19 protein-coding genes are annotated in these 19886 nt (G+C 69.4%); 8 read left to right on the top strand and 11 right to left on the bottom strand.

All coding sequences use genetic code 11. The features are described from left to right. The first annotated feature begins 42 nt into the window (after positions 1-42). The 7 genes from KZC52_RS10235 to KZC52_RS10205 all read left to right on the top strand — a co-directional run bounded on the left by KZC52_RS10235 (position 43) and on the right by KZC52_RS10205 (position 7556). Positions 43-3006, top strand: coding sequence for a Na+/H+ antiporter subunit A (locus KZC52_RS10235; protein WP_247623946.1), 2964 nt, complete (start codon positions 43-45; stop codon positions 3004-3006). Next, entirely contained in the window at positions 3006-3662 is a 657-nt protein-coding gene (locus KZC52_RS10230) for a Na(+)/H(+) antiporter subunit C (protein WP_247623945.1), read from the top strand. The genes KZC52_RS10235 and KZC52_RS10230 overlap by 1 nt, the downstream gene beginning before the upstream one ends. Beyond that, the gene (locus tag KZC52_RS10225; RefSeq protein ID WP_247623944.1) at positions 3659-5215 is read left to right on the top strand and encodes a Na+/H+ antiporter subunit D; all 1557 of its coding nucleotides are present in this window, start codon (positions 3659-3661) and stop codon (positions 5213-5215) included. The genes KZC52_RS10230 and KZC52_RS10225 overlap by 4 nt, the downstream gene beginning before the upstream one ends. Beyond that, complete coding sequence (locus KZC52_RS10220) at positions 5212-5814, top strand: Na+/H+ antiporter subunit E (RefSeq protein WP_247623943.1); 603 nt, start codon at positions 5212-5214, stop codon at positions 5812-5814. Before KZC52_RS10225 ends, KZC52_RS10220 begins: the two co-directional genes overlap by 4 nt. Next, positions 5811-6080, top strand: a complete 270-nt coding sequence (locus KZC52_RS10215) for an MrpF/PhaF family protein (protein WP_247623942.1) — start codon at positions 5811-5813, stop codon at positions 6078-6080. Before KZC52_RS10220 ends, KZC52_RS10215 begins: the two co-directional genes overlap by 4 nt. Beyond that, positions 6077-6466, top strand: coding sequence for a monovalent cation/H(+) antiporter subunit G (gene mnhG / locus KZC52_RS10210; RefSeq protein ID WP_247623941.1), 390 nt, complete (start codon positions 6077-6079; stop codon positions 6464-6466). Before KZC52_RS10215 ends, mnhG begins: the two co-directional genes overlap by 4 nt. Before the next feature lie 208 nt (positions 6467-6674). Next, on the top strand, positions 6675-7556 hold the full coding sequence (locus tag KZC52_RS10205) for a type IV toxin-antitoxin system AbiEi family antitoxin domain-containing protein (RefSeq protein ID WP_247623940.1): 882 nt from the start codon (positions 6675-6677) through the stop codon (positions 7554-7556). Between the two features lie 243 nt (positions 7557-7799). Here the strand turns inward: KZC52_RS10205 and KZC52_RS10200 are convergent, their stop codons facing one another. The 5 genes from KZC52_RS10200 to argG all read right to left on the bottom strand — a co-directional run bounded on the left by KZC52_RS10200 (position 7800) and on the right by argG (position 13559). Next, a complete protein-coding gene (locus KZC52_RS10200; protein WP_247623939.1) occupies positions 7800-8561 on the bottom strand; it encodes an alpha/beta fold hydrolase in 762 nt (253 codons plus the stop codon). Positions 8562-8629: 68 nt separating this feature from the next. After that, positions 8630-10501 carry a YhgE/Pip family protein gene (locus KZC52_RS10195; RefSeq protein ID WP_247623938.1) on the bottom strand — a complete coding sequence of 624 codons (1872 nt, stop codon included), beginning with the start codon at positions 10499-10501 and terminating at the stop codon, positions 8630-8632. Then, positions 10498-11355, bottom strand: a complete 858-nt coding sequence (locus KZC52_RS10190; protein ID WP_247623937.1) for a hypothetical protein — start codon at positions 11353-11355, stop codon at positions 10498-10500. Before KZC52_RS10190 ends, KZC52_RS10195 begins: the two co-directional genes overlap by 4 nt. Then, complete coding sequence (locus KZC52_RS10185; RefSeq protein WP_247623936.1) at positions 11352-11978, bottom strand: TetR/AcrR family transcriptional regulator; 627 nt, start codon at positions 11976-11978, stop codon at positions 11352-11354. Before KZC52_RS10185 ends, KZC52_RS10190 begins: the two co-directional genes overlap by 4 nt. Positions 11979-12125: 147 nt before the next feature. Then, positions 12126-13559 (bottom strand): argininosuccinate synthase, encoded by a 1434-nt coding sequence (gene argG / locus KZC52_RS10180; RefSeq protein ID WP_247623935.1) that lies wholly within the window; start codon positions 13557-13559, stop codon positions 12126-12128. A 276-nt stretch (positions 13560-13835) separates the two neighbouring features. Here argG and KZC52_RS10175 point away from each other — a divergent pair, with 276 nt between their 5' ends. Further along, positions 13836-14543, top strand: a complete 708-nt coding sequence (locus KZC52_RS10175) for a ZIP family metal transporter (RefSeq protein ID WP_247623934.1) — start codon at positions 13836-13838, stop codon at positions 14541-14543. 67 nt (positions 14544-14610) lie between these two features. Here KZC52_RS10175 and KZC52_RS10170 read toward each other — a convergent pair whose 3' ends face one another. From KZC52_RS10170 to KZC52_RS10145, 6 genes are read right to left on the bottom strand one after another with little or no spacing between them, the layout of a single operon-like run. Then, a complete protein-coding gene (locus KZC52_RS10170; protein ID WP_247623933.1) occupies positions 14611-15714 on the bottom strand; it encodes a DUF4064 domain-containing protein in 1104 nt (367 codons plus the stop codon). Then, positions 15714-16493: a hypothetical protein gene (locus tag KZC52_RS10165; protein ID WP_247623932.1), complete on the bottom strand. Its 780-nt coding sequence runs from the start codon at positions 16491-16493 to the stop codon at positions 15714-15716. The genes KZC52_RS10170 and KZC52_RS10165 overlap by 1 nt, the downstream gene beginning before the upstream one ends. Next, positions 16490-17515, bottom strand: coding sequence for a vWA domain-containing protein (locus KZC52_RS10160; protein WP_247623931.1), 1026 nt, complete (start codon positions 17513-17515; stop codon positions 16490-16492). The genes KZC52_RS10165 and KZC52_RS10160 overlap by 4 nt, the downstream gene beginning before the upstream one ends. Beyond that, the gene (locus KZC52_RS10155; RefSeq protein ID WP_247623930.1) at positions 17512-18498 is read right to left on the bottom strand and encodes a VWA domain-containing protein; all 987 of its coding nucleotides are present in this window, start codon (positions 18496-18498) and stop codon (positions 17512-17514) included. The genes KZC52_RS10160 and KZC52_RS10155 overlap by 4 nt, the downstream gene beginning before the upstream one ends. After that, the gene (locus KZC52_RS10150) at positions 18489-18977 is read right to left on the bottom strand and encodes a hypothetical protein (protein WP_247623929.1); all 489 of its coding nucleotides are present in this window, start codon (positions 18975-18977) and stop codon (positions 18489-18491) included. Before KZC52_RS10150 ends, KZC52_RS10155 begins: the two co-directional genes overlap by 10 nt. Further along, positions 18964-19872 (bottom strand): DUF58 domain-containing protein, encoded by a 909-nt coding sequence (locus KZC52_RS10145; RefSeq protein WP_247623928.1) that lies wholly within the window; start codon positions 19870-19872, stop codon positions 18964-18966. The genes KZC52_RS10150 and KZC52_RS10145 overlap by 14 nt, the downstream gene beginning before the upstream one ends. Between the last annotated feature and the right edge of the window lie 14 nt (positions 19873-19886).

The following is a 19886-nucleotide window of genomic DNA, read 5'->3' as shown; positions in this document are numbered from 1 at the left end:
CGCCGTTTTCCCCCGGCCGACGAGCCCTGAGGAGCCGCGTATATGCTGACGCTCCTCGCCGTGTTCCTCCTCGGGTCTCTCCTGATGCCCGTTCTGGTGCGCTGGCTGGGGTCTCAGGCATTCGCGATCGCCGCTCTCATTCCCGCGGCGGCATTCGTCCACGCGCTGGTGATGACGCCGCAGGTGATCGACGGTGACTCCCCGTTCGTCTCGGTGTCGTGGATCCCGCAGCTCGGGCTGAACCTGTCGATGAACATGGACGTGCTCGGCTGGGTGCTCACGCTCATCGTCACGGGCGTCGGTTCGCTGGTTCTCCTCTACTGCCGCTGGTACTTCCACGACGAATCGGCCGGGATCGGCCAGTTCGCGGGCGTTCTGCTGGGCTTCGCCGGCGCGATGTACGGCCTCGTGCTCACCGACGACCTGGTCATGCTCGTCATGTTCTGGGAGGTGACGAGCATCCTCTCGTACCTCCTCATCGGTCACTACCGCCGTCGCGCGGCCAGCCGTCGTGCCGCGCTGCAGGCGCTGCTGGTCACCACGCTCGGCGGACTCGTGATGTTCGTCGGCGTCGTGCTGCTGGTGGTCGATGCCGGAACGTCGAGCATCCGCGAGATCCTCGCCGAGGTGCCGACCGGTCCGATGATCGATGCCGCGATCGTCATGCTCCTGATCGGCGCGATCAGCAAGTCGGCGATCTTCCCGTTCCACTTCTGGCTGCCCGGTGCGATGGCCGCTCCCACTCCGGTGAGCGCCTACCTGCACGCCGCCGCGATGGTGAAGGCGGGTATCTACCTCATCGCGCGCTTCGCGCCGATCTTCGCGCTGAGCCCCACCTGGCGTCCGATCGTGATCAGCCTCGGCATCCTGACGATGCTGATCGGCGGGTTCCAGGCGCTGCGCGAGACCGACCTCAAGCGTATCCTCGCCTTCGGCACCGTCAGCCAGCTCGGTTTCTTCGCCGTGGTCGTCGGCTACGGCACGCAGGCCGCGGCGCTGGCGGGGCTCGCGCTGGTCATCGGCCACGCGCTGTTCAAGTCGGCACTGTTCCTCATCGTGGGTGTGATCGACCGTCAGCTCTCGACGCGTGACATCAACGAGCTCTCGGGCGTGGGCCGGCAGGCCCCGGTCATGACGACGGCGGCGTTCATCTCGATCGCCTCCATGGCCGGCATCGCCCCGACCCTCGGTTTCGTGGCGAAGGAATCGACGCTCACCGCCCTGCTCGACGATGCAATCGGCGGATCCGCGTGGGGACTCGTCGCCCTGATCGGCGTGATCCTCGGATCCATGCTCACTGCGGCATATGGCGTGCGCTTCCTCTGGGGAGCCTTCTGGACCAAGCGCGACGCGCAGGGCGATCGGATGCCGGACACCCCCTGGCCCGACCCGCCCGTCGGGTTCCTGTCGGCGCCGATCATCCTCGCGGGTGTCACGCTCGCCGCCGGCATCGGCGCTCCCGCGCTCGACGTCGCGCTGCAGGGATACGCGGTCACGGCGACCCCCGGCCTCGACGCCGAGGGGCTGGCCGTCGAAGGCCCGGGGCACCTCGCCCTCTGGCACGGCTTCGAGCCGGCGCTCGGCATCTCGATCCTGTCGATCGTGCTGGGCTTCGGGATCTTCCTGCTCTCCCGCCGCACGGGCTGGGACCGCAAGGCCCGCCTGCTGCCGTTCACCGCAGCCGATGTCTACTACTTCGTCATGCGCGGTGTCGACCGGCTGTCGGTGCTCAGCACGACCCTCACCCAGCGCGGTTCGCTGCCCGTGTACGTCGGCACGATCTTCGTGGTGTTCGTCGCCGCCGAGGTCACGGCGCTCGTCGCGACCGACATCGACCGCTTCCAGTTGTCGGCCTGGCACACGCCGGTGCAGATCGTCGTGGCGCCGATCATGGCCGCCGCCGGTCTCTTCGCGGTGCGGGCGCAGAAGCGCTACACCGGAGTCGTGCTCGTGTCGGTCACGGGCCTCGGCATGGTGGTGCTGTTCGCGACCAGCGGTGCCCCCGACCTCGCGCTCACGCAGATCCTCGTCGAGACCGTCACGATGGTGACCTTCGCCCTCGTGCTGCGCCGCCTGCCCTCGAAGATGGGCGAGCACAACGCCTCGGTCGGGCGCATCCCGCGGGCGCTGCTCGCGGTGGGCGTCGGTCTCACGATGGCGCTCGTCGCCGTGGTCGCCACGCAGTCGCGCATCCACGAGCCCATCTCCACCTCGTTCGCGCAGCTCGCCTACGAGATCGGCCACGGCAAGAACGTCGTCAACGTCGCCCTGGTCGACCTTCGTGGATGGGACACGATGGGTGAGCTGTCGGTGCTCGTGCTCGCCGCGACCGGTGTGGCCTCGCTCGTCTTCGTCACCCATCGCGCCGACATGCTCGCCGCCACCCTCAAGCTGCCGCGGTCGAAGCGCCGCCGCACGCAGAGCCGCCCGCTGGTCGAGACGACCGAAGGCATCCGTTTCCAGACCACCGAGAACGAGAGCAGCCCCCGGGCCTGGCTCGTCGGCGGAACGAAGATGAAGCCCGAGAACCGGTCGATCCTGCTCGAGGTGATCGTCCGCGTGCTGTTCCACACCATCATCGTGGTGTCGATCTTCCTGCTCTTCTCCGGTCACAACCTCCCCGGCGGCGGTTTCGCCGGCGGTCTCGTCGCGGGCATGGCGCTCGTCATGCGCTACATCGCGGGTGGCCGCTGGGAGCTCGGAGCAGCCGCACCCACCGACGCGGGACGTCTGCTCGGCGCGGGCCTCATCCTCGCGGTCGGCAGCGCGCTGATCCCCCTGTTCTTCGGCCAGGCGCCGCTCACCAGCACGTTCTGGGAGTGGGAGATCCCCGGCTTCGGCCACATGGAGTTCGTCACCTCGACGATCTTCGACGTGGGCGTCTACCTCGTAGTCATCGGCCTCGTGCTCGACGTGCTGCGCAGCCTCGGGGCCGAGGTCGACCGTCAGACCCAGGCGCTGCGCGATGCGCCGATGGTCTCGCGTGAGAGGCGGGGTGCCCACTGATGGACGTCTCGCTCACCCTCATCGTGATCATGGCCGTGCTCTTCGCCTGTGGCGTGTACGCGATGCTCGAGCGCAGCCTGACCCGAGTGCTCATCGGATTCCTGCTGCTCGGCAACGCGACGAACCTGCTGCTGATGATCGTCATGGGCGTGCCCGGACGCGCTCCGTTCTACGGCGTCGACGGCGAGATCAGCGACCCGCTCCCGCAGGCGCTCACCCTCACCGCCATCGTCATCACGTTCGCGGTCTCGGCATTCATGCTCGCGCTCATCTACCGATCCTGGCAGCTGGGCCAGGCCGACACGGTCGAAGACGACGAGGCCGACATCGCGCTGCGCGAGCGCACCGACGCCGACGAAGATCTCATGGACGACGAGTCCGAGTCCGACGACGACGAGGCCACCACCGACTTCGTCGGCGTGCAGACCGCGCCGATCACGGTGCTCCACATGCGCGACCACTCCTCGATCCAAGACGACGCGCCCGTCGATCGGGCGTACGGCTCGTACGGGGCGGATGCCTCCGCGGGCGTCCTCGATGCCGAATCGGCGCCTCCCGACGACGACGAGGTGGAGACCGAATCCGTCGATGAGACGGATGCCGAAGCATCCGACGACCACGCCCCCGAGCACACCGATGAGGAGGATCGCCGATGAGCGTTCTGGTCCCCCTCCTCGTCGGGCTCCCGCTGCTGGGCGCCGCGATCACGCTCGTCTTCGGTCGCAACGCGCGCCTGCAGGTGTTCGTCACCGTCGTGACGCTCGCCGCCGTCTCGGTGATCGCCGCCGTGCTGCTGGTCGCCGTCGACGCCGGCGACACCCCGATGGCGGTGTCGGTGGGCGGATGGCCGGTGCCGTTCGGCATCGTGCTCTACGTCGATCGGCTCGCCGCCCTCCTCGTGCTGATCTCGAGCATCGTGCTGCTCGCCGTGCTCCTCTTCTCGATCGGCCAGGGGGCCGCCGACGGCACCGACGAGACCCCGATCTCTATCTTCAACCCCTCGTACCTGATCCTCGCGGCGGGCATCTTCAACGCCTTCATCGCGGGCGACCTATTCAATCTGTACGTCGGCTTCGAGATCCTGCTCGTGGCCTCGTACGTGCTGATCACGCTGGGCAGCACCGAGTCGCGCATCCGCACCGGCGCCGTGTACATCGTGGTGTCGCTCGTGTCGTCGATCCTGTTCCTCGCGTCGATCGCGATGATCTACGGAGCCGTCGGCACGGTCAACATGGCGCAGATCGCCGAGCGCATGGCCGAGCTGCCGCAGGAGACGCAGCTCGTGCTGCACCTCATGCTCGTCGTGGCGTTCGGCATCAAGGCCGCCATCTTCCCGGTGTCGTTCTGGCTGCCCGACTCCTACCCGACCGCGCCCGCCCCGGTCACCGCCGTCTTCGCCGGATTGCTGACCAAGGTCGGCGTCTACGCGCTCATCCGCACCGAGACGCAGCTGTTCGCCTCGAACAGCATCGACACGCTGCTGTTGATCATCGCGCTGGCGACCATGGTCGTCGGCGTGCTCGGTGCCGTCGCGCAAGCCGAGCTCAAACGAATCCTGTCGTTCACACTCGTCAGCCACGTCGGGTACATGATCTTCGGTCTCGCGATCGCGACGCCCGCGGCCATCGGCGCCACGGTGTACTACATCGTGCACCACATCGTCGTGCAGACGACCCTGTTCCTCGCCGTGGGACTGATCGAACGAAGAGCCGGCAGCACCTCGATCCTGCGGGTCAAGGGGCTGCTGAAGATCGCGCCGGTGATCGCGGTGCTCTACTTCATCCCCGCGATCAACCTCGGCGGGTTGCCACCCTTCTCCGGGTTCATCGGCAAGTTCGCACTCTTCGAGGCCGCGGCATCCGTCGGCACCCCGCTCATGATCGTGCTGATCATGGGCGGCATCCTCACCTCGCTCCTCACCCTGTACGCGCTCATGCGCGCCTGGAACCTCGCGTTCTGGCGTGAGGAGGAGGACTCGACCGAGACCGAGGGACGCATCTCGTACCTCGGCAACGCGCCCGCCGCCGATGAGCAGCAGGAGCGTCGCCGTATCCCCAAGATCATGACGCTCGCGACCGCCGGCATGGTCGGGGTCACCGTCGCGCTCACCGTCTTCGCGGGCCCGCTCTACGAGCTCTGCGACCGCATCGGCGAGACGCTGCTGCAGCCCGTCAACCTCGTGCAGCTCGAAGAGGAGGTGGGCGGATGAGTCCCGAGGGCAAGCGCCACTTCTGGCGCGACCTGCGCGCCCAGCTGCCGTTCCTGGCCTGGCTGGTCGTGCTGTGGATGCTGCTGTGGGGGCAGTTCACGCTGCTGGCGTTCGTCTCCGGACTCGTCGTCGCGGTGTTCGTGACCCGGGTGTTCCGCCTGCCGACGGTCGAGCTGTCGGGGCGGGTCAACGTCTTCTACGCCGCGCTGTTCGTGGTGCAGTTCCTGTGGGCGCTGCTGCGAGGCGCCGTCACCGTCGCCATCCAGGTCTTCGACTTCCGCAAGCAGCCGGGCACCGCCATCATCGCGGTGCCGCTGCGCCACGCCGACGACCTCGTCATGACGCACGTCGCGGTCGTGTCGTCGCTCGTGCCGGGCTCGCTCGTGGTCGAGGCCGATCGTGATCGCCGCGTTCTCTACATGCACGTGATCGGCGTGGATGGGATGGACGACGTCGAGAAGCAGCGCCGCATCGTGCTGCGCTGGGAGCAGCGGGTGGTGCGTGCGCTCGGCGATCCCGCGCAGTATCGTGCGCTCAAGGCCGATGAGCGGGCACGCGCGACCGCCGCCGGGTCTTCGACGAAGGGCGGTGCCCGGTGAACATCCTGCTGCTCGTGATCATGGTGGTGTTCGGCATCGCCGCGATCCTCACCGTCATCCGCATCTTCCGCGGGCCCACGATCCTCGACCGTGCGGTCGCCTCCGACGTGCTGCTCACCGAGGTCATGTGCGTGCTCGGTGCCGAGATGGCGATCAACGGCCATACGCGCAGCATCCCGGTGCTGCTCATCATCGCCGCGATCGGCGTCTTCGGATCGATCTCGGTCGCCCGCTTCGTCGCACGAAGGGACAACACGACGCCATGAACATCTTCGGTCTCGTCATCCCCGACGCCGTCATCGACGTGACGGTGCTCGTGCTCATCCTGCTCGGCGCGCTGCTCTGCCTCTCGGCAGCGGTCGGACTGCTGCACTTCCGCGATGTGCCGTCGCGGCTCCACGCCGCCACGAAGCCGCAGGTGCTCGGACTCGTGTTCATCTGCCTCGCGGTCGCCCTCGCGCAGCGCAGCGTCGGCGGCATCCTGCTGGGGCTGCTGCTGGTCGCCCCGATCGTGCTCATGCAGTTCGCGACCGCCCCGCTCTCGGCGCACATGGTCGGACGCCAGGCCTACCGCAACGGCTCCGCCGATCAGCGCCACCTCGTCGTCGACGAGCTCGCCGACGCCAAGCAGACCCCGCCCGCCGCGGGGTAGTGCGCGGGGGCGTGTGTTCACAACTCCGGATAATCAGGCACTATCCACCTGAATCTGCTGTCCTGAGCGCCATCCCATCAGTTTCTCCGGAGTCATGAACAAGCTGGGAGGGCGCCACTACTCCTCCACGGTGCGCCAGTGTGCCGGACTTGTTCCGATGTCCGCGATACGTGAGTAGCGCAGGCCCCCCGCCGCACACACTGCTGTGGTGCGAAACAGCAAGAAAGCCGTCAGAGATCGAGTCGTAGAGGTGTATGCGCCCTGCGTGTTCACGCGATCGAATTTGCTCGCTCGCGGGGTGAGCGGGCGCTCGATCACGCGGGCCGTCGAGGCGGGAGCGCTGCTACGACTGCGACGAGATCGCTATGCGTATCCGGACATCGCGGCCGAGGTCGCAGAGGCCGTGCGCATCGGTGGACGACTGTCCTGCCTGTCGCTTCTCGTGGCGATCGGAATCTTCGTGCATCGGGCCTCGGGCCTGCACGTGCAACTCGCACCCGACGCGTCGCGCGTGCGACCGCCTGGCTCAGCACGCACTCGGCTGCATTGGAGCGCACCGTCGTCCGTGCCGGCGCCCCTGCATGCGGCGGCATTCGAGGATGTCGTCCGACATGCGATCAGATGCCAGACGCCTCGTGGTGCACTGGCGACGCTCGACAGCCTGCTCCACCACAGGCTTCTGACTCGGAGACAACTCGCCACAATCTTCGACGGGTTGCCGCAGCGCTACGCCCGCCTTCTTTCCCTCGTCGATGCGACCGCAGAGTCGGGGCCGGAGACCTTCATGCGCCTCATCCTGAAGGCGATCGGCGCGGAGTACGAGACGCAGGTGCGCATAGAAGGAGTCGGGCGGGTGGACTTCGTCATCGAGGGGTGGTTGATCATCGAGTGCGACAGCAGGGAGTTTCACGAAGGATGGCTTGCGCAGGTCGAGGATCGGAGACGTGACCTGGCTGCTGCCGCACGCGGCTACGTCACGATTCGACCGCTTGCAACGGACGTCATGGAGCGACCGGACATCGTGCGAGGTGCCGTGATCGACGTGATGGCTGCTCTTGGCATGCGTGGCGGACGCGGCCGGCGTTCATAATTCCGGATACTCAGGGGCTCAGCGCGCACTTGCGCTCGTAAAGGGGGCGAGAGCGCGCAGAATTCCGGAGTTGTCGACGTCCGAGACCGGTGGCCGGTGAGGGGGAGGAGTGCGCTCGTCCGAGCGTTCGCTCTGGACGCTCTGTTCATAACTCCGGAGAAAGCGCCGTCGATGTGGCTACCGCGAGCATGTGGCCGGTGCGTGCGACCTTTCTCCGGAGTTATGCGCGCTGCGCCACGCCCCTCACAACTCGGCGGCGAAGCCCTCGATCAGGCGGGCGGCGGGCTCGGAGTCGCTGATCAGCGTGCCGTGCCCGTGGTCGGGGATCACCTCGAGCCGAGCACCGGGGATCGCATCGAGGATCGCACGGCACCAGCTCATCGGCGCGAGCGGGTCGTCTTCACCGCGCAGCACGAGCACCGGCACCGTGATGCGCACGAACGCCTTCTCGGGCTGGTGAGCGATCGTGGCCCTGATCTTGCGGATCAGGTGCGGCCCGCCGCGCAGGTACTCGCGCGCGCCGCGCCAGATTACCAGCGGTCGCTCGCCCATCAGGTCGCGCATCAGGTACGAGCCCTGCGCCGCGAGGTTGCGTTTGGTCTTGTCGACGGTGGGCCCGGCGAGCACGACGCCCGAGACGAGGAGCGGATGCCGTGCCGCGAGCTCCGCCGCGATCTGGCTGCCCATCGAGTGCCCGATCACCACGACGGGTCCCTCGCCCGTGTGCCGGAGGTATGCCGCGACGAGGTCGGCGTGGCGCTCCATCGTGAGGGTGCGGGTGGGTTCGGGGGCCTCGCCGAACCCCGGCAGGTCGAGCGCGATGAGCCGACCCGGGAGCCGCTGCGCGATGTCGAGGTAGACGCTGCGCCCCATGCCGATGCCGTGCAGCAGAAGGAACGTCGGCTCGCCCTCGCCGAAGGTCTCGGCGATCAGTGTCGACCCGGCGTGCTCGAACTCGAGGAGCGTGACGGGGGTCCCGGCGGGGGCGAGATAGCTGGTGGGCACCGTTCCACGTTAGTAGAGACGGCCTCCCGCCCCGTGCCGGGGACTCAGCCCCCGCCCCGCGCCGGACCTCAGCCGATGAGGCTGGGCTGCAGGTCGCGCAGCGTGCGCCGATGCGTCATGCGTGTCACGCCGATCATCGCGAACAGCAGCGCACCGACCAACCAGATGCCGAGCACGATCAGGTCGCCGCCCGCTCGGGCGAGATCACCCCCGTACATCAGTTGCCGCATCGCATCGACGACGTAGCCGAGCGGCAGCACGTGGTGCAGTGCCGCGAGCGGGGCGGGCAGCGTCTGCCAGGGGAACGTACCGCCGGCGGTGACGAGTTGCAGCACCATGAGCACGAGCCCGAGGAATTGCCCCACCGAGCCCAACCACACGTTGAGCGCGAGGATGATCGCCGCGAACGTCGCCGAGGCGAACACCAGCACCCCGAGGGTGCCGAGCGGATGGTTGAACGTGAACCCGAGGGTGAGCGCGAGGATGCCCATGAGCCCCACCATCTGCACCGCGCCGAGCGCCGCGGGCGTCAGCCACCCGGCGAGCGTGATGCGGATCGGGGAGTGCAGCGCGGTGATCGCGCGCCGCGAGATCGGCTTGACGATGAGGAACAGCGCGTAGATGCCGATCCAGGCCGAGAGGGCGGCGAAGAACGGGGCGAGCCCGGCACCATAGTCCTCGGCCGAGGCGACCTTGTCGCTCGACACCTTCACCGGGTCGGCGATCGTGTCGGCCTGCAGGCTGCGCAGCTCGGGGGTGGATGCCGGGATCTGGTCGACACCGGATGCCAAGCCGTCGCGCAGTTCGGCCGCTCCGCCGGCGAGGGTGCTCAGTCCGTCGCGCAGCTGCGCCGCGCCGTCGTTGGCGGATGCCGCGCCCTCCGCGACCGTGCCCGCACCGGTGGCGAGGCTCGAGGCGCCGGTCGAGAGCGTCGCCGCTCCGGACGCGACCTGTGCCGCGCCATCCGCGAGCTGATCGATCTTGCCGACATCCGCCTGCACGGTCGCGTTGCCGTCCTGCAGCCGGGTCGCGAGCGGGTCGAGCTTCGCGAGCACCTGGTCGATCTCCTCGGGCGTGAGGCCCTGATCGGTGAGGATCGTCGTGATGTCGGTGCGCACCTGCGGCAGGGCATCCGTCGCCTGCTGCACGACCGAGCCCGCCCGGTCGGCGATGTCGGCGAGCTGGCGGTTGCCGTCGCTCACCTGCGCGGCGCCGTCGGCGAGGGACTGCGCCCCGGTCGCCAGGGTCTGGGCGCCGGAGGCGAGCTGCGCGGTGCCGTCGGCCAGCTGGGCCGTGCCGTCGGCGAGGGTCGCGCTGCCCGTGGCGGCGGTGTTCGCGCCGTCGGTCAGCTGCGTCGCCCCGTCGGTCGCGGTCACGAGGCTGTCGCGGATGTCGCTGAGCCCGGTGAGCAGCCGCTCGGCCGCCTCGCTGCCGACCATCTCGGCCACCGAGCTGCGGATCTTCTCGACCGCCTGCGTGCCCATCGACGATGCGAGGTAGTTGTTCGCGTCGTTGGTCTCGAGGTCGATGCGGGCCTGGTGCGGGTCGTCGCCCGCGGCCGAGGTCAGCGCCGTCGAGAAGTCGGAGGGGATGGTCACGGTGAAGTCGACGGTGCCGTGGCGCAGGGCATCCGCTGCTTCGTCGGCCGTCATCCGCTGCCAGTCGAAGGCGTTGCCGTCGATGAGGTTGTCGGCGACGTCCTCGCCGTAGTTGACGGTGTCGCCGGCGGCGGCGTCGGATGCCGTGGACGGCGCGCCCGCATCGTCGACGACGAGTGCAACCGGCACCTCGGGGAACTTGGCGTAGGGGTCCTGGTTCGCCCAGAGGTAGAGGCCGCCGTAGAGGATCGGCACGCACACGAGCGCGATGAGCGCGATGATGCCCATCTTGCTCGCCGTCAGCCGCCGCAGCTCGGCCGCGATCATCGCGGGAACCTTCATGAGGCGGCTCCGTTCGTGTCGTCTTCGTCTTCGTCGTCGGGGTCGGGGTCGGGGTCTGTGGTGCGGCCCTTCGTCTCGTCGCTGCGCTCCTCGCTCAGGGGCCGGGCTTCTTCGGGTTCGGGTTCCTGAGCGCCCGCCGTCTCGTCGCTGCGCTCCTCGCTCAGGGACCGGGCTTCTTCGGCATCCGCTTCTGCGTCGGCATCCGCTTCCGGCTCGAGCACGAGTGGCTCGACCGGGCCGGAGGCGTTGACCGCGCCGAGCTCCTGCATCCGCTCCAGCGCCACGGCTGCCGAACCGCCGAGGATCACGAGCATCGCGAACCCGCGCTCGGCGAACTCGGCGGCGATGCGCCACCAGCCGTCGGGCGAGCCGCCGTGCCGGTCGGGCGACACGAGCACGACGGCATCCGTCCCGTCGCGCAGCACCGCGAGCTCGCACAGGATGCGCACGCGCGCCGAGGGGTCGATGTTGCCGATCGGCACCGAGGCGAGCTCGGCGTACCCGAGCTGCGACAGCCAGCGCTTGGCGTGCAGCGGCGTCGCGCCGAGCCCGGCGAACATCAGTTCCTCGCCGACGACGCCCGCGAGCGAGATGTCGGGGTGCGGGTCGCTGACGTCGGGGGCGTCGACGAGGGCGACCCGGCGGCGCAGCTCCCTGGCGCTCTCGGAGTCATCGATCGTGACGCGACCGGTCTCGGGGCGCATGCGTCCGCTCGCGATCAGGCCGAGGACGGTCGGGCGCTGCTCGGTCTCGGCGAGGGCGTACCGCACCTCGCCGGTGTGGAACTCGAGAGTCGTGGGCGGGAGGGCCTGGCCGTTCTTGCCCTTGCTCACGTCGTGCAGGGTGATCCTCATGCGGGGACCTCCGTCGGGCCGGTGACGATGTCGGGGTGGGCGGCGAGCAGCTCATCGGCTTCGCGCCACGAGAGCCCGGCGATGCTGAGCACCGCGCGGACGGCGAGGTTCGCGGCGCCCGTGCTCGCGGCATCCGTGCGGGAGATGACCGTGCGCGCGATCTCCTCGATGAGACGGGCGAGGGTGGGGGCGGCGAGGTCGCTGCGGAAGCTGCCGTCGTCCTGGCCGCGGCGTACCAGGGCGGCGACCGTGCGGCGCAGCGGGGCGAGGGCGTCGGCCGTGTGCTGCACGTGCGCCTCGTCGAGCGCGAGGGCGGCGGCGACCTGCACGTGCGCGGCCTCGTGCCAGAGGCGTGCCGTGAGGCGGGCGAGGGCGAGGCGGGCGTCGGCATCGGTCACGGATTCGGCGATGGCGTTGAAGCGCTGGGCGCCGGTCGAGATGAGTTCGCGGATGAGGGCTTCGCGGTCGTCGAAGTGGCCGTAGAGGGTGCGGCGCGAGAGGCCGGCGCTGCGGGCGATCACGTCGACCGAGGCATAGGGGTCGACGGAGAGCGCGGAACGGGCGGCGTCGAGGATGCCGGCGCGGTTCTCGATGGCGTCGCGACGGGGTGCGCGGGTGGTCATGGATTCGAGTGTACTTAATGTGCACGGCTGTGTGCAAGATAACTCGACGGACTCACAGCATCCGCTCGTGTCACGCACTCCGCGAGACCGCACGGAAAAGGGGGCGGATGCCGCAGCATCCGCCCCCTGATCGAAACCCGCGAGGGGTCAGTCCGTGCCGGAGTCGAAGGCCGCGCCTTCGGAAGCCGTGTCGACCGCGTCGGCGAGGTTCTCGTCGACCTCTTCGACCGCACCCGTGATCTCGCCCGACTCGCCGGCGGTCACGCGACCGACGAGCTCGCCCGTGGCGCCGCCGACGAGGCCGAGGCCCGCGTACTGCTCGAGGCGGGCACGCGAGTCGGCGATGTCGAGGTTGCGCATGGTGAGCTGGCCGATGCGGTCGACCGGGCCGAAGGCCGCATCGCCGACGCGCTCCATCGACAGCTTCTCGGGGCCGTACGACAGGTTCGGCGAGACGGTGTCGAGGATGGTCCAGTCGTCACCGCGGCGCAGACGGATCGTCACCGATCCGGAGATCGTGAGGCCGACCCAGCGCTGGATCGACTCGCGCAGCATGAGCGACTGCGGCTCGAGCCAGCGACCCTCGTACATCAGGCGACCGAGGCGGCGGCCCTGCTCGTGGTACGTCGCGAGGGTGTCTTCGTTCAGGATGCCGTTGACCAGGCGCTCGTAGGCGATGAACAGCAGGGCCATGCCGGGGGCCTCGTAGATGCCGCGCGACTTCGCCTCGATGATGCGGTTCTCGATCTGGTCGCTCATGCCGAGGCCGTGGCGTCCGCCGATCGTGTTCGCCTCGCGCACGAGCGCGACCGGGTCGGAGAACTCGACGCCGTTGAGGGCGACCGGGCGGCCGGCCTCGAACGTCACGGTGACGTCTTCGCTGTCGATCGCGACCGACGGGTCCCAGAACTTCACGCCCATGATCGGGTCGACGGTCTCGAGCGAGACGTTCAGGTGCTCGAGGGTCTTGGCCTCGTGCGTCGCGCCCCAGATGTTGGCGTCGGTCGAGTAGGCCTTCTCGGCCGAGTCGCGGTACGGGAAGTCGCGGGCGACGAGCCAGTCGCTCATCTCCTTGCGCCCGCCGAGCTCGGTCACGAAGTCGGCGTCGAGCCACGGCTTGTAGACGCGCAGACGCGGGTTGGCGAGCAGGCCGTAGCGGTAGAACCGCTCGATGTCGTTGCCCTTGTAGGTGGAGCCGTCGCCCCAGATGTCGACGCCGTCCTCCTTCATGGCGCGCACCAGCATCGTGCCGGTCACCGCGCGTCCGAGGGGAGTGGTGTTGAAGTAGGTCTTGCCGCCCGAGCGGATGTGGAACGCACCGCACGAGAGCGCCACGAAGCCCTCTTCGACCAGCGCGGTCTTGGCGTCGACCAGGCGCGAGGCCTCGGCGCCGTACTCGAGCGCACGGCCCGGGATCGACTCGATGTCGTCTTCGTCGTACTGCCCGAGGTCGCCGGTGTACGTATAGGGCACGGCGCCCTTCTCGCGCATCCACGCGACGGCGACGGAGGTGTCGAGTCCTCCGGAGAAGGCGATGCCGACGCGCTCGCCGACGGGCAGGGACTGGAGGACCTTGGACATACCCTCCAGTCTACGGCGGGCGGCGTGTCGCTCCCGAATGCGTGACGGCATCCGGCTGCGGTCCATTCCGGACTGCTGCCGGCGCCCGGCTGCCGGCGTGCGGCTGCCGGCTCCGGCGCATGCAGCGGAGGAGATCGCACGCAACGGAGGAGGGAATCCTCGAATCCGTCCTGCGGAGCGAGAGATCTCCTCCGTATGGGAGAGAGATCTCCTCCGTATGGGAGAGGCGGATGCCGTCGGCGCGCTGTCGTGCCAGAGTGGGCCACGGAGGTGCTCATGGGCGCAGCAGTGCTGTGGGGCGTGGTCGCGGCGGCGCCGCTGTTCATCGGTGCCGTGCTCGCGATGCTGCGGAAATGGCCGCCGCGCTGGCTGGGCATCGTGCTCGGCTTCGGTGCGGGCGCGCTCATGGCCTCGATCGCCTTCGAGCTCTGGGAGGAGGGCCTCGATCGCGGGGGCCCGTTCCCTCTGGTCATCGGCGTCGCCCTCGGCGCGATCAGTTACTACGTCGCCGCACGCATCCTCGACGCGCGCGCCGCGAAGAAGAAGGGCGACGCGGGCGGCGGACAACTCGCCGTCGGTGCACTGCTCGACGGCATCCCGGAGCAGCTCGTGCTCGGCATCGGCCTCGCGGCCGGCGAACCGGTGAGCATCGCGCTCGTCGTCGCCATCCTCGTCTCCAACCTGCCCGAATCGATCGGCTCGGCCGCCGACCTGCTCGACGGCGGCATGAAGCGCTCGCGCGTACTGCTGCTGTGGGCCGGCGTCGCCGTGATCTGCGCCGCCGCGACCGTCGCGGGCTTCGGCCTCGCGAGCATCACCGGCGACGCATTCCGCACCGCGGCCAGCGGTTTCGCGGCCGGGGCGCTGCTCGTGATGCTCGTCGATTCGATGGTGCCGGAGGCCCAGTCCAAGGCCAAGGAGTCGACCGGTCTCGCGACCGTTCTGGGCTTCGCGCTCGCCGCGGGTCTCGCGCTCGCGAGCTGAGCGCCTCGGCGGGGGTGGGACGCTTCGACAGGCTCAGCGACCCAGCGAGGGGCAGCGGCCCCGGGCCTCAGAACCCGGGGTACTCCTGGATCTTCTTCTCGAACTCGTCGCGGTCGTCGTCACTGAGCACGGCGCTCGCGATCACGAACAGCTGCAGTCCCTCGACCGGCTCGCCGGTGCGCGCGTTCTGCGCCTCGCGCTCGGTTCTGAATCCGCCGTCCGTGTCGTTCGACAGGTCGTAGATCGTCGCATAGAAGCGCAGCGGATCGGGGTAGTTCTCGGTGTACGACTCCCACGTGTGCTGGGTGCGCGGGTCGTCGCTGCCGTAGAGCTTCTCGATCATCGTCGGGTCGATGCCCGATCCGGTCGGGTCGTTGAAGGCGTACAGACCGTACATGCCGTGCTCCTGCACGACCTGATCGATCACGGACATGACCTGCTGTTTGCGCGCGTAGTCCTGGACCGGTTCGATGGTCGCCCAGCCCGACGAACCGTACTCGTAGAGCATCGACTCCCCGCCGTAGCCGTTGCGCTCGGGCCGCAGGTCTTCGTCGGTGAACTGCGTCCAGGTGTAGCCGAACTCGTCGCTGAGGCGCTGGCGCACGTCGGCGAAGAGGCTGTCGGCCTCGGCGCGCACCTCCTCGAGCGACTGCTGGTTCAGCACGTCCTGGTTGTCGGTGCCCTTGATGCCGGGGTAGGCCTCGGCGTGCTTCTGCTCGTCGGACTTCGATCCGTCGTAGTTGCCGCTGGCCGACGATTGCAGGGCGCTGAGCCCGCCGACGGTGGCGACGTTGAACAGCACCGCGATGACGAGGGCGATCGCGCCGAGCATCCGCCCCCGCTTCGTGGCGATCGCCGCGATGATGACCGCGACGAGCACGAGCTGCAGGGCGAGCATCGTGACGCCGTAGAGCAGGTCGGTGCCGCCGGCGAGCATCGTGCCCAGCAGCACGATGGCGAACAGGATGCTGGCGAGCAGGGCGATCCATCCGATCGCGTTCGCCGACCGGCGCTCGTCGTCGCCGTCGGCCACCGACACGAACGTCGGGAACGCCGGTGCCTCCTGCGGTCCGGTGCCGCGGCGCGCACCGCGGTAGCCGCCGGGCGGCGGAACGGGTGGCGCACCTTCGGCGCCCGCGAGGTAGCGGGCGCGCTGGCTCTCGTGATCCATCACCATGGCCTGTCCGTTCCCGAGCCGGGCTCGTCGCCGCCCTGCTGCTGGTCGCGCTCCTGCGTGCCCTGGTCGAGCTTGTCCTTGAGGTCGTCGAGCTTCTGCTCGTCGGGCTGCTGCGGCTGCTCCTGCTGCTCCTCGCCCTCCTGCGGGTCGGGCTGCTGCTCCTGCTCCTGCTGCTGCTTCTCCTTCAGGCGCTCCTCGGAGTCGTCGAGGCTCTCGCCCATGTCGCGATCCGGATCGGACGACTGGTTCTCGGCCTCTTCGCTGTTGCACTCCTCGGGCGTCTCGACGACGATCGTCAGCGCCTCGGCGTACAGCTGGGCCGCACCGGCGCCGTCGCCGCCCTCGCGGGCCGCATCGCCCATCCGCTCGATCACGAGCGAGAGGTTGACGCGCACGGCGCAGACCTCCAGGCCCGTCGCCAGGTCGAGGGCCTCTTCGAGCTTCGTGCGTGCCTCGGGCAGTTCCTCGGCGCCCGCGAGCGCGGTGCCGACGTTGAAGGGGGCCTTGTACGGCTCGAAGAAGTTGAGGAACTCCTGGCCCTCGGCCGCCGCCTCGGAGCCCGCGTAGTCGTCGACGACATAGGCGCTGATCGCCTGGTGCGCGAACGCGTACATGCTGAGGATCTTGCCCACGAAGAACAGCGACACCAGCACGAGGGGCAGCGAACCGATCGCGATCCATCGACGGATGCTGCGGCGCCGACGGTTCGAGGCGAGCAGTTGCGCGGCCGCGGCCTGCGGGTCGGTCGCGGTGGCGGACGGAGCGTCGGTCATGCCGTGCCTCCCTTCGGGGTGCGCAAGCCGCGCAGGCGGGCGATCAGCATGGCCGCGCGCGCCAGTTCGATCCCGAGCAGCACGATGAGCACGAGCGCCGCGATCCAGTAGAGCTCGGTCACGTTGCCGACCTCGCCCGATTCGGCGTAGTTCGTGGTGGTCGTCGGCGCCTCGGGCAGCTTCGGCTCGGTGTCGGCTGTGCGGTGCTCGTACTCGACGCCGAGTTCGGCGGCCAGCGCCTGCAGGTTCTGCTCATCGACGACCGACAGCGCATCGGAGCCCTGGTACTGGATGTACCCGGCATCCTTTCCGTCGACGCCGCCGCTGGTGATGCGCATGGGCCCGCCCTCGGCGGTGCCGTACCCGAACACCGCGCCGGCGTCGATGTAGGGCGCGCTCGCGGCGAACGACTCGGGGTCCGACGACACGGTCTGCTCGCCGTCGCCGAAGTAGAACACCATGCGCGAGCGGTCGGGCGACGACTCGGCCGCCGACGCGAGCGTCTGCCCGAGCAGGGTCGCGGCGATGCCGATCGAGCTTCCGCGCGACTGGCTCGTGACCTCGGGGCGCAGCACGTCGAGAGACCCGACCAGCGCCGTGGTGTCGGTGGTCAACGGCATCCGCAGTTCGGCGGCGGCGTCGAAGGTGAGCAGCGCGAAGCGCGCGCCCGGGTACTCGGCGATGATCGTGCGCATGTCGGCGCGCACGCCGTCGAGGCGCGGCTCGCCGTCGGCCCAGTCCTCGGCGACGATGCTCGCGGTCGTGTCGACCACCAGCACGATGTCGGTGTCGGTCGCGAGGGTCTGCGTGGCGCCGCCGGGGATGCCGGGGCGCAGCAGCATGACGAAGCAGGCGAGCACCGCGGCCAACCGCAGCGCCCAGAGCAGACGGTGGTTGCGCGTCTGGGCGGTCGAGCGCCCCGCGTCCTTCGGCGCGCGCACGAGCACCCACACCACGAGCGCGGCGATCGGGGCGAACAGCAGCAGGAGCAGGAAGACGTTGATGGCGGGTTGGAAGATCACAGTCGCACCCTCCACAGCAGCACCACGAACGACAGCAGCGCGATCGAGACGACCACGATCCACAGATCGGGGGCGTCGGTCCACACCACCTGCGCCTCGCCGCGGAGCTCGGTCGCATCCTGCTCGCGCACCTGCTCGACGATGTCACCGACCGTGGTCGTGTCGCGCAGTCCGTAGGCCTGACCGCCCGTCGCTTCGGCCGCCGCGGCGAGTTCGGCGCTCACATCCGCGTCCTTGCCCTCGACGGGGTTCAGCGCGAACACGCGCACGCCGTTCGACGCGGCGTAGTTCGCGGCCTCTTCGAGCGTCACGATCGACGCGCCGTTGATCTCGTTGTCGGTCGCGAAGATCACCGAGCGCGAACGCTCGTCGTCGGGGTGGTCGAAGCCCATCGCGCAGGCGGCGAGCCCGTCACCGATCAGCGAGGCGCCGTTGCCGTTGAGCGTGCCGACCCAGTGCTCGGGGATCTGATCGACGTAGTCGAAGCTCTCGCGCATGCTCTCGAGGTGCGTGCGGATGAAGTCGTAGTCGTCGGTGAGCGGGAAGATCTGCACCGGCGAGCTGTTGAAGATCGTCAGCCCGATGCGCTCGCCCTCGAAGCCGTCGAGCAGCTCTTCGAACACCGTCAGCACCTCGACGTCGACCTCCGACATCGATCCCGAGACGTCGAGGCAGAGCATGATGTCGCGGCTCGTGTTGACGGGCTGGATCGTCTGGGAGGACATCGGCCGGGCGGCCACGACACCGGCCGTGATGACCGTGAGCGCGCCCAGGAGCAGGATGCCGCTCAGGGCGATGATCCGTCGGGAGAGCGCTTCGCGGAACGCGGGCAGCGCGCGCAGACGCTCCGCGCGGGCGATGCGTGCGCGGTCGGTTCCCGTGGACTGCCCGCGGCTGCGCAGTCCGAGCGCGAGACCGATGCCGAGGGCGGCGATCACGACCGCGGCCGCGACGATGATGAGCCAGCCGTTCGCTAGTGCCATGAGCGCACCACCGTCCGCGCCGCCTCGGCGCCGGCGAGAGGATCGATCGGCGGGCCCTGGCGGAAGATGCTCGGATAGTAGTGCCGGCGCATCGCGTCGATCAGGGCGGGGTGCACTCCACGGGAGACGAGGTCGTCGAGGGCGAGCACCGGGGCCTCGAGGCCGCTGTACTCGTTGACGAAGGTGCGCACCACGCGGCTCAGCTCGAGGTTGGCGTTGCGGGGCGAGAGCCGCTTCTCGCGGTAGTCGGTCTCGATCTGCTGCACGCGGTCGAGGTACTCCACGCGCAACTGGCTGAGCACGTCGCCCGTGAGCAGCTGCGGCTGCTCGATGCCGAGACGGTCGGCGGGGCGGCGCTGCTTCGTGAGGGCGATCACGAGCCACGCGCCCACGATCAGCATGGCGAGGATGCCGAACGCGAGCAGCACCCAGCCCCAGCCGTACTGCGCCGGCGGGTAGAGCTCATCAGACCCGGGCATTCGACCTCCCGCCGGATCGGCTGAGCGCCCCGTGGAGCAGGCGCAGCAGCTGGGGGACGGCCGACTCCTGACCCTCGAGCACGGCGTGGCCGATCTCGAGGCGCTTCAGGGTCTCGGCGAGGTGCGCCTCCTCGGCCTGCGCCTGCGCGGTGAGCTGGCGCACGATCGCCGCATCGCCCTGCACGAAGTCCGGCACGTCCCAGCTGCTGTCGACGTCGCTGCGGATACGCCCGGTCGCGTGATCGAGCACCGGATCCGCGTCGCGGAGGGTGAGCCACAGCACGTCGTGCTGCACGCGCAGCCGGCGCAGCATCCGCTCGGTCTCGCTCGTGATGGGCGCCTCGTCGGTGATGACGGCGACGATCATGCGCCGCGACACCGTGCGGGTGACGTACGAGAGCAGGCCGTCGCGGTCGTTGGGAACCGTGCTCTCGTCCGTCGCCCGGCTGATCGTGCGCAGTGCGTGCTCGAGCGCGCCCTCGCTGCGACCGGGGGGCAGGCGACGCGCGCGCGAGGCATCGCCGTACACCGTGGTGAAGTCGTCGCCGTGACGCAGGGTCAGGATGCCGAGAGCACCGGCCGCCATGATCGCGAGGTCCTTCTTCGGGCGTTCGTCGGCCGCGAGGGCCGTCATCGAGCGCCCGGTGTCGACGACGAACAGCACCGTCTGCATGCGCATCGCCCGCGATCGCTTCACCAGCGGCGTGCCCAGGCGGGCCGTCGCGCGCCAGTCGATGTCGCGCACCTGGTCGCCGTATTCGTACTTGCGCAGGTCTTCGAAGTCCAGGCTGCGCCCGCGCAGCAGCGACGCGTGCGCACCGTCGAGCGCGTGCATCGACTTGCGCGACGAGTGCAGGAAGAGCTTGCTCTTCACCTGCGTGATCAGACTGGGCATGGGCTTCTGTTCCG

The sequence above is a fragment of the Microbacterium galbinum genome, from assembly GCF_023091225.1.
In the GTDB taxonomy this organism is placed as follows: Bacteria; Actinomycetota; Actinomycetes; order Actinomycetales; family Microbacteriaceae; genus Microbacterium; species Microbacterium galbinum.
The sequence above is the reverse complement of the archived record's forward strand: the minus strand, read 5'-3'. Positions and strand labels throughout refer to the sequence as shown.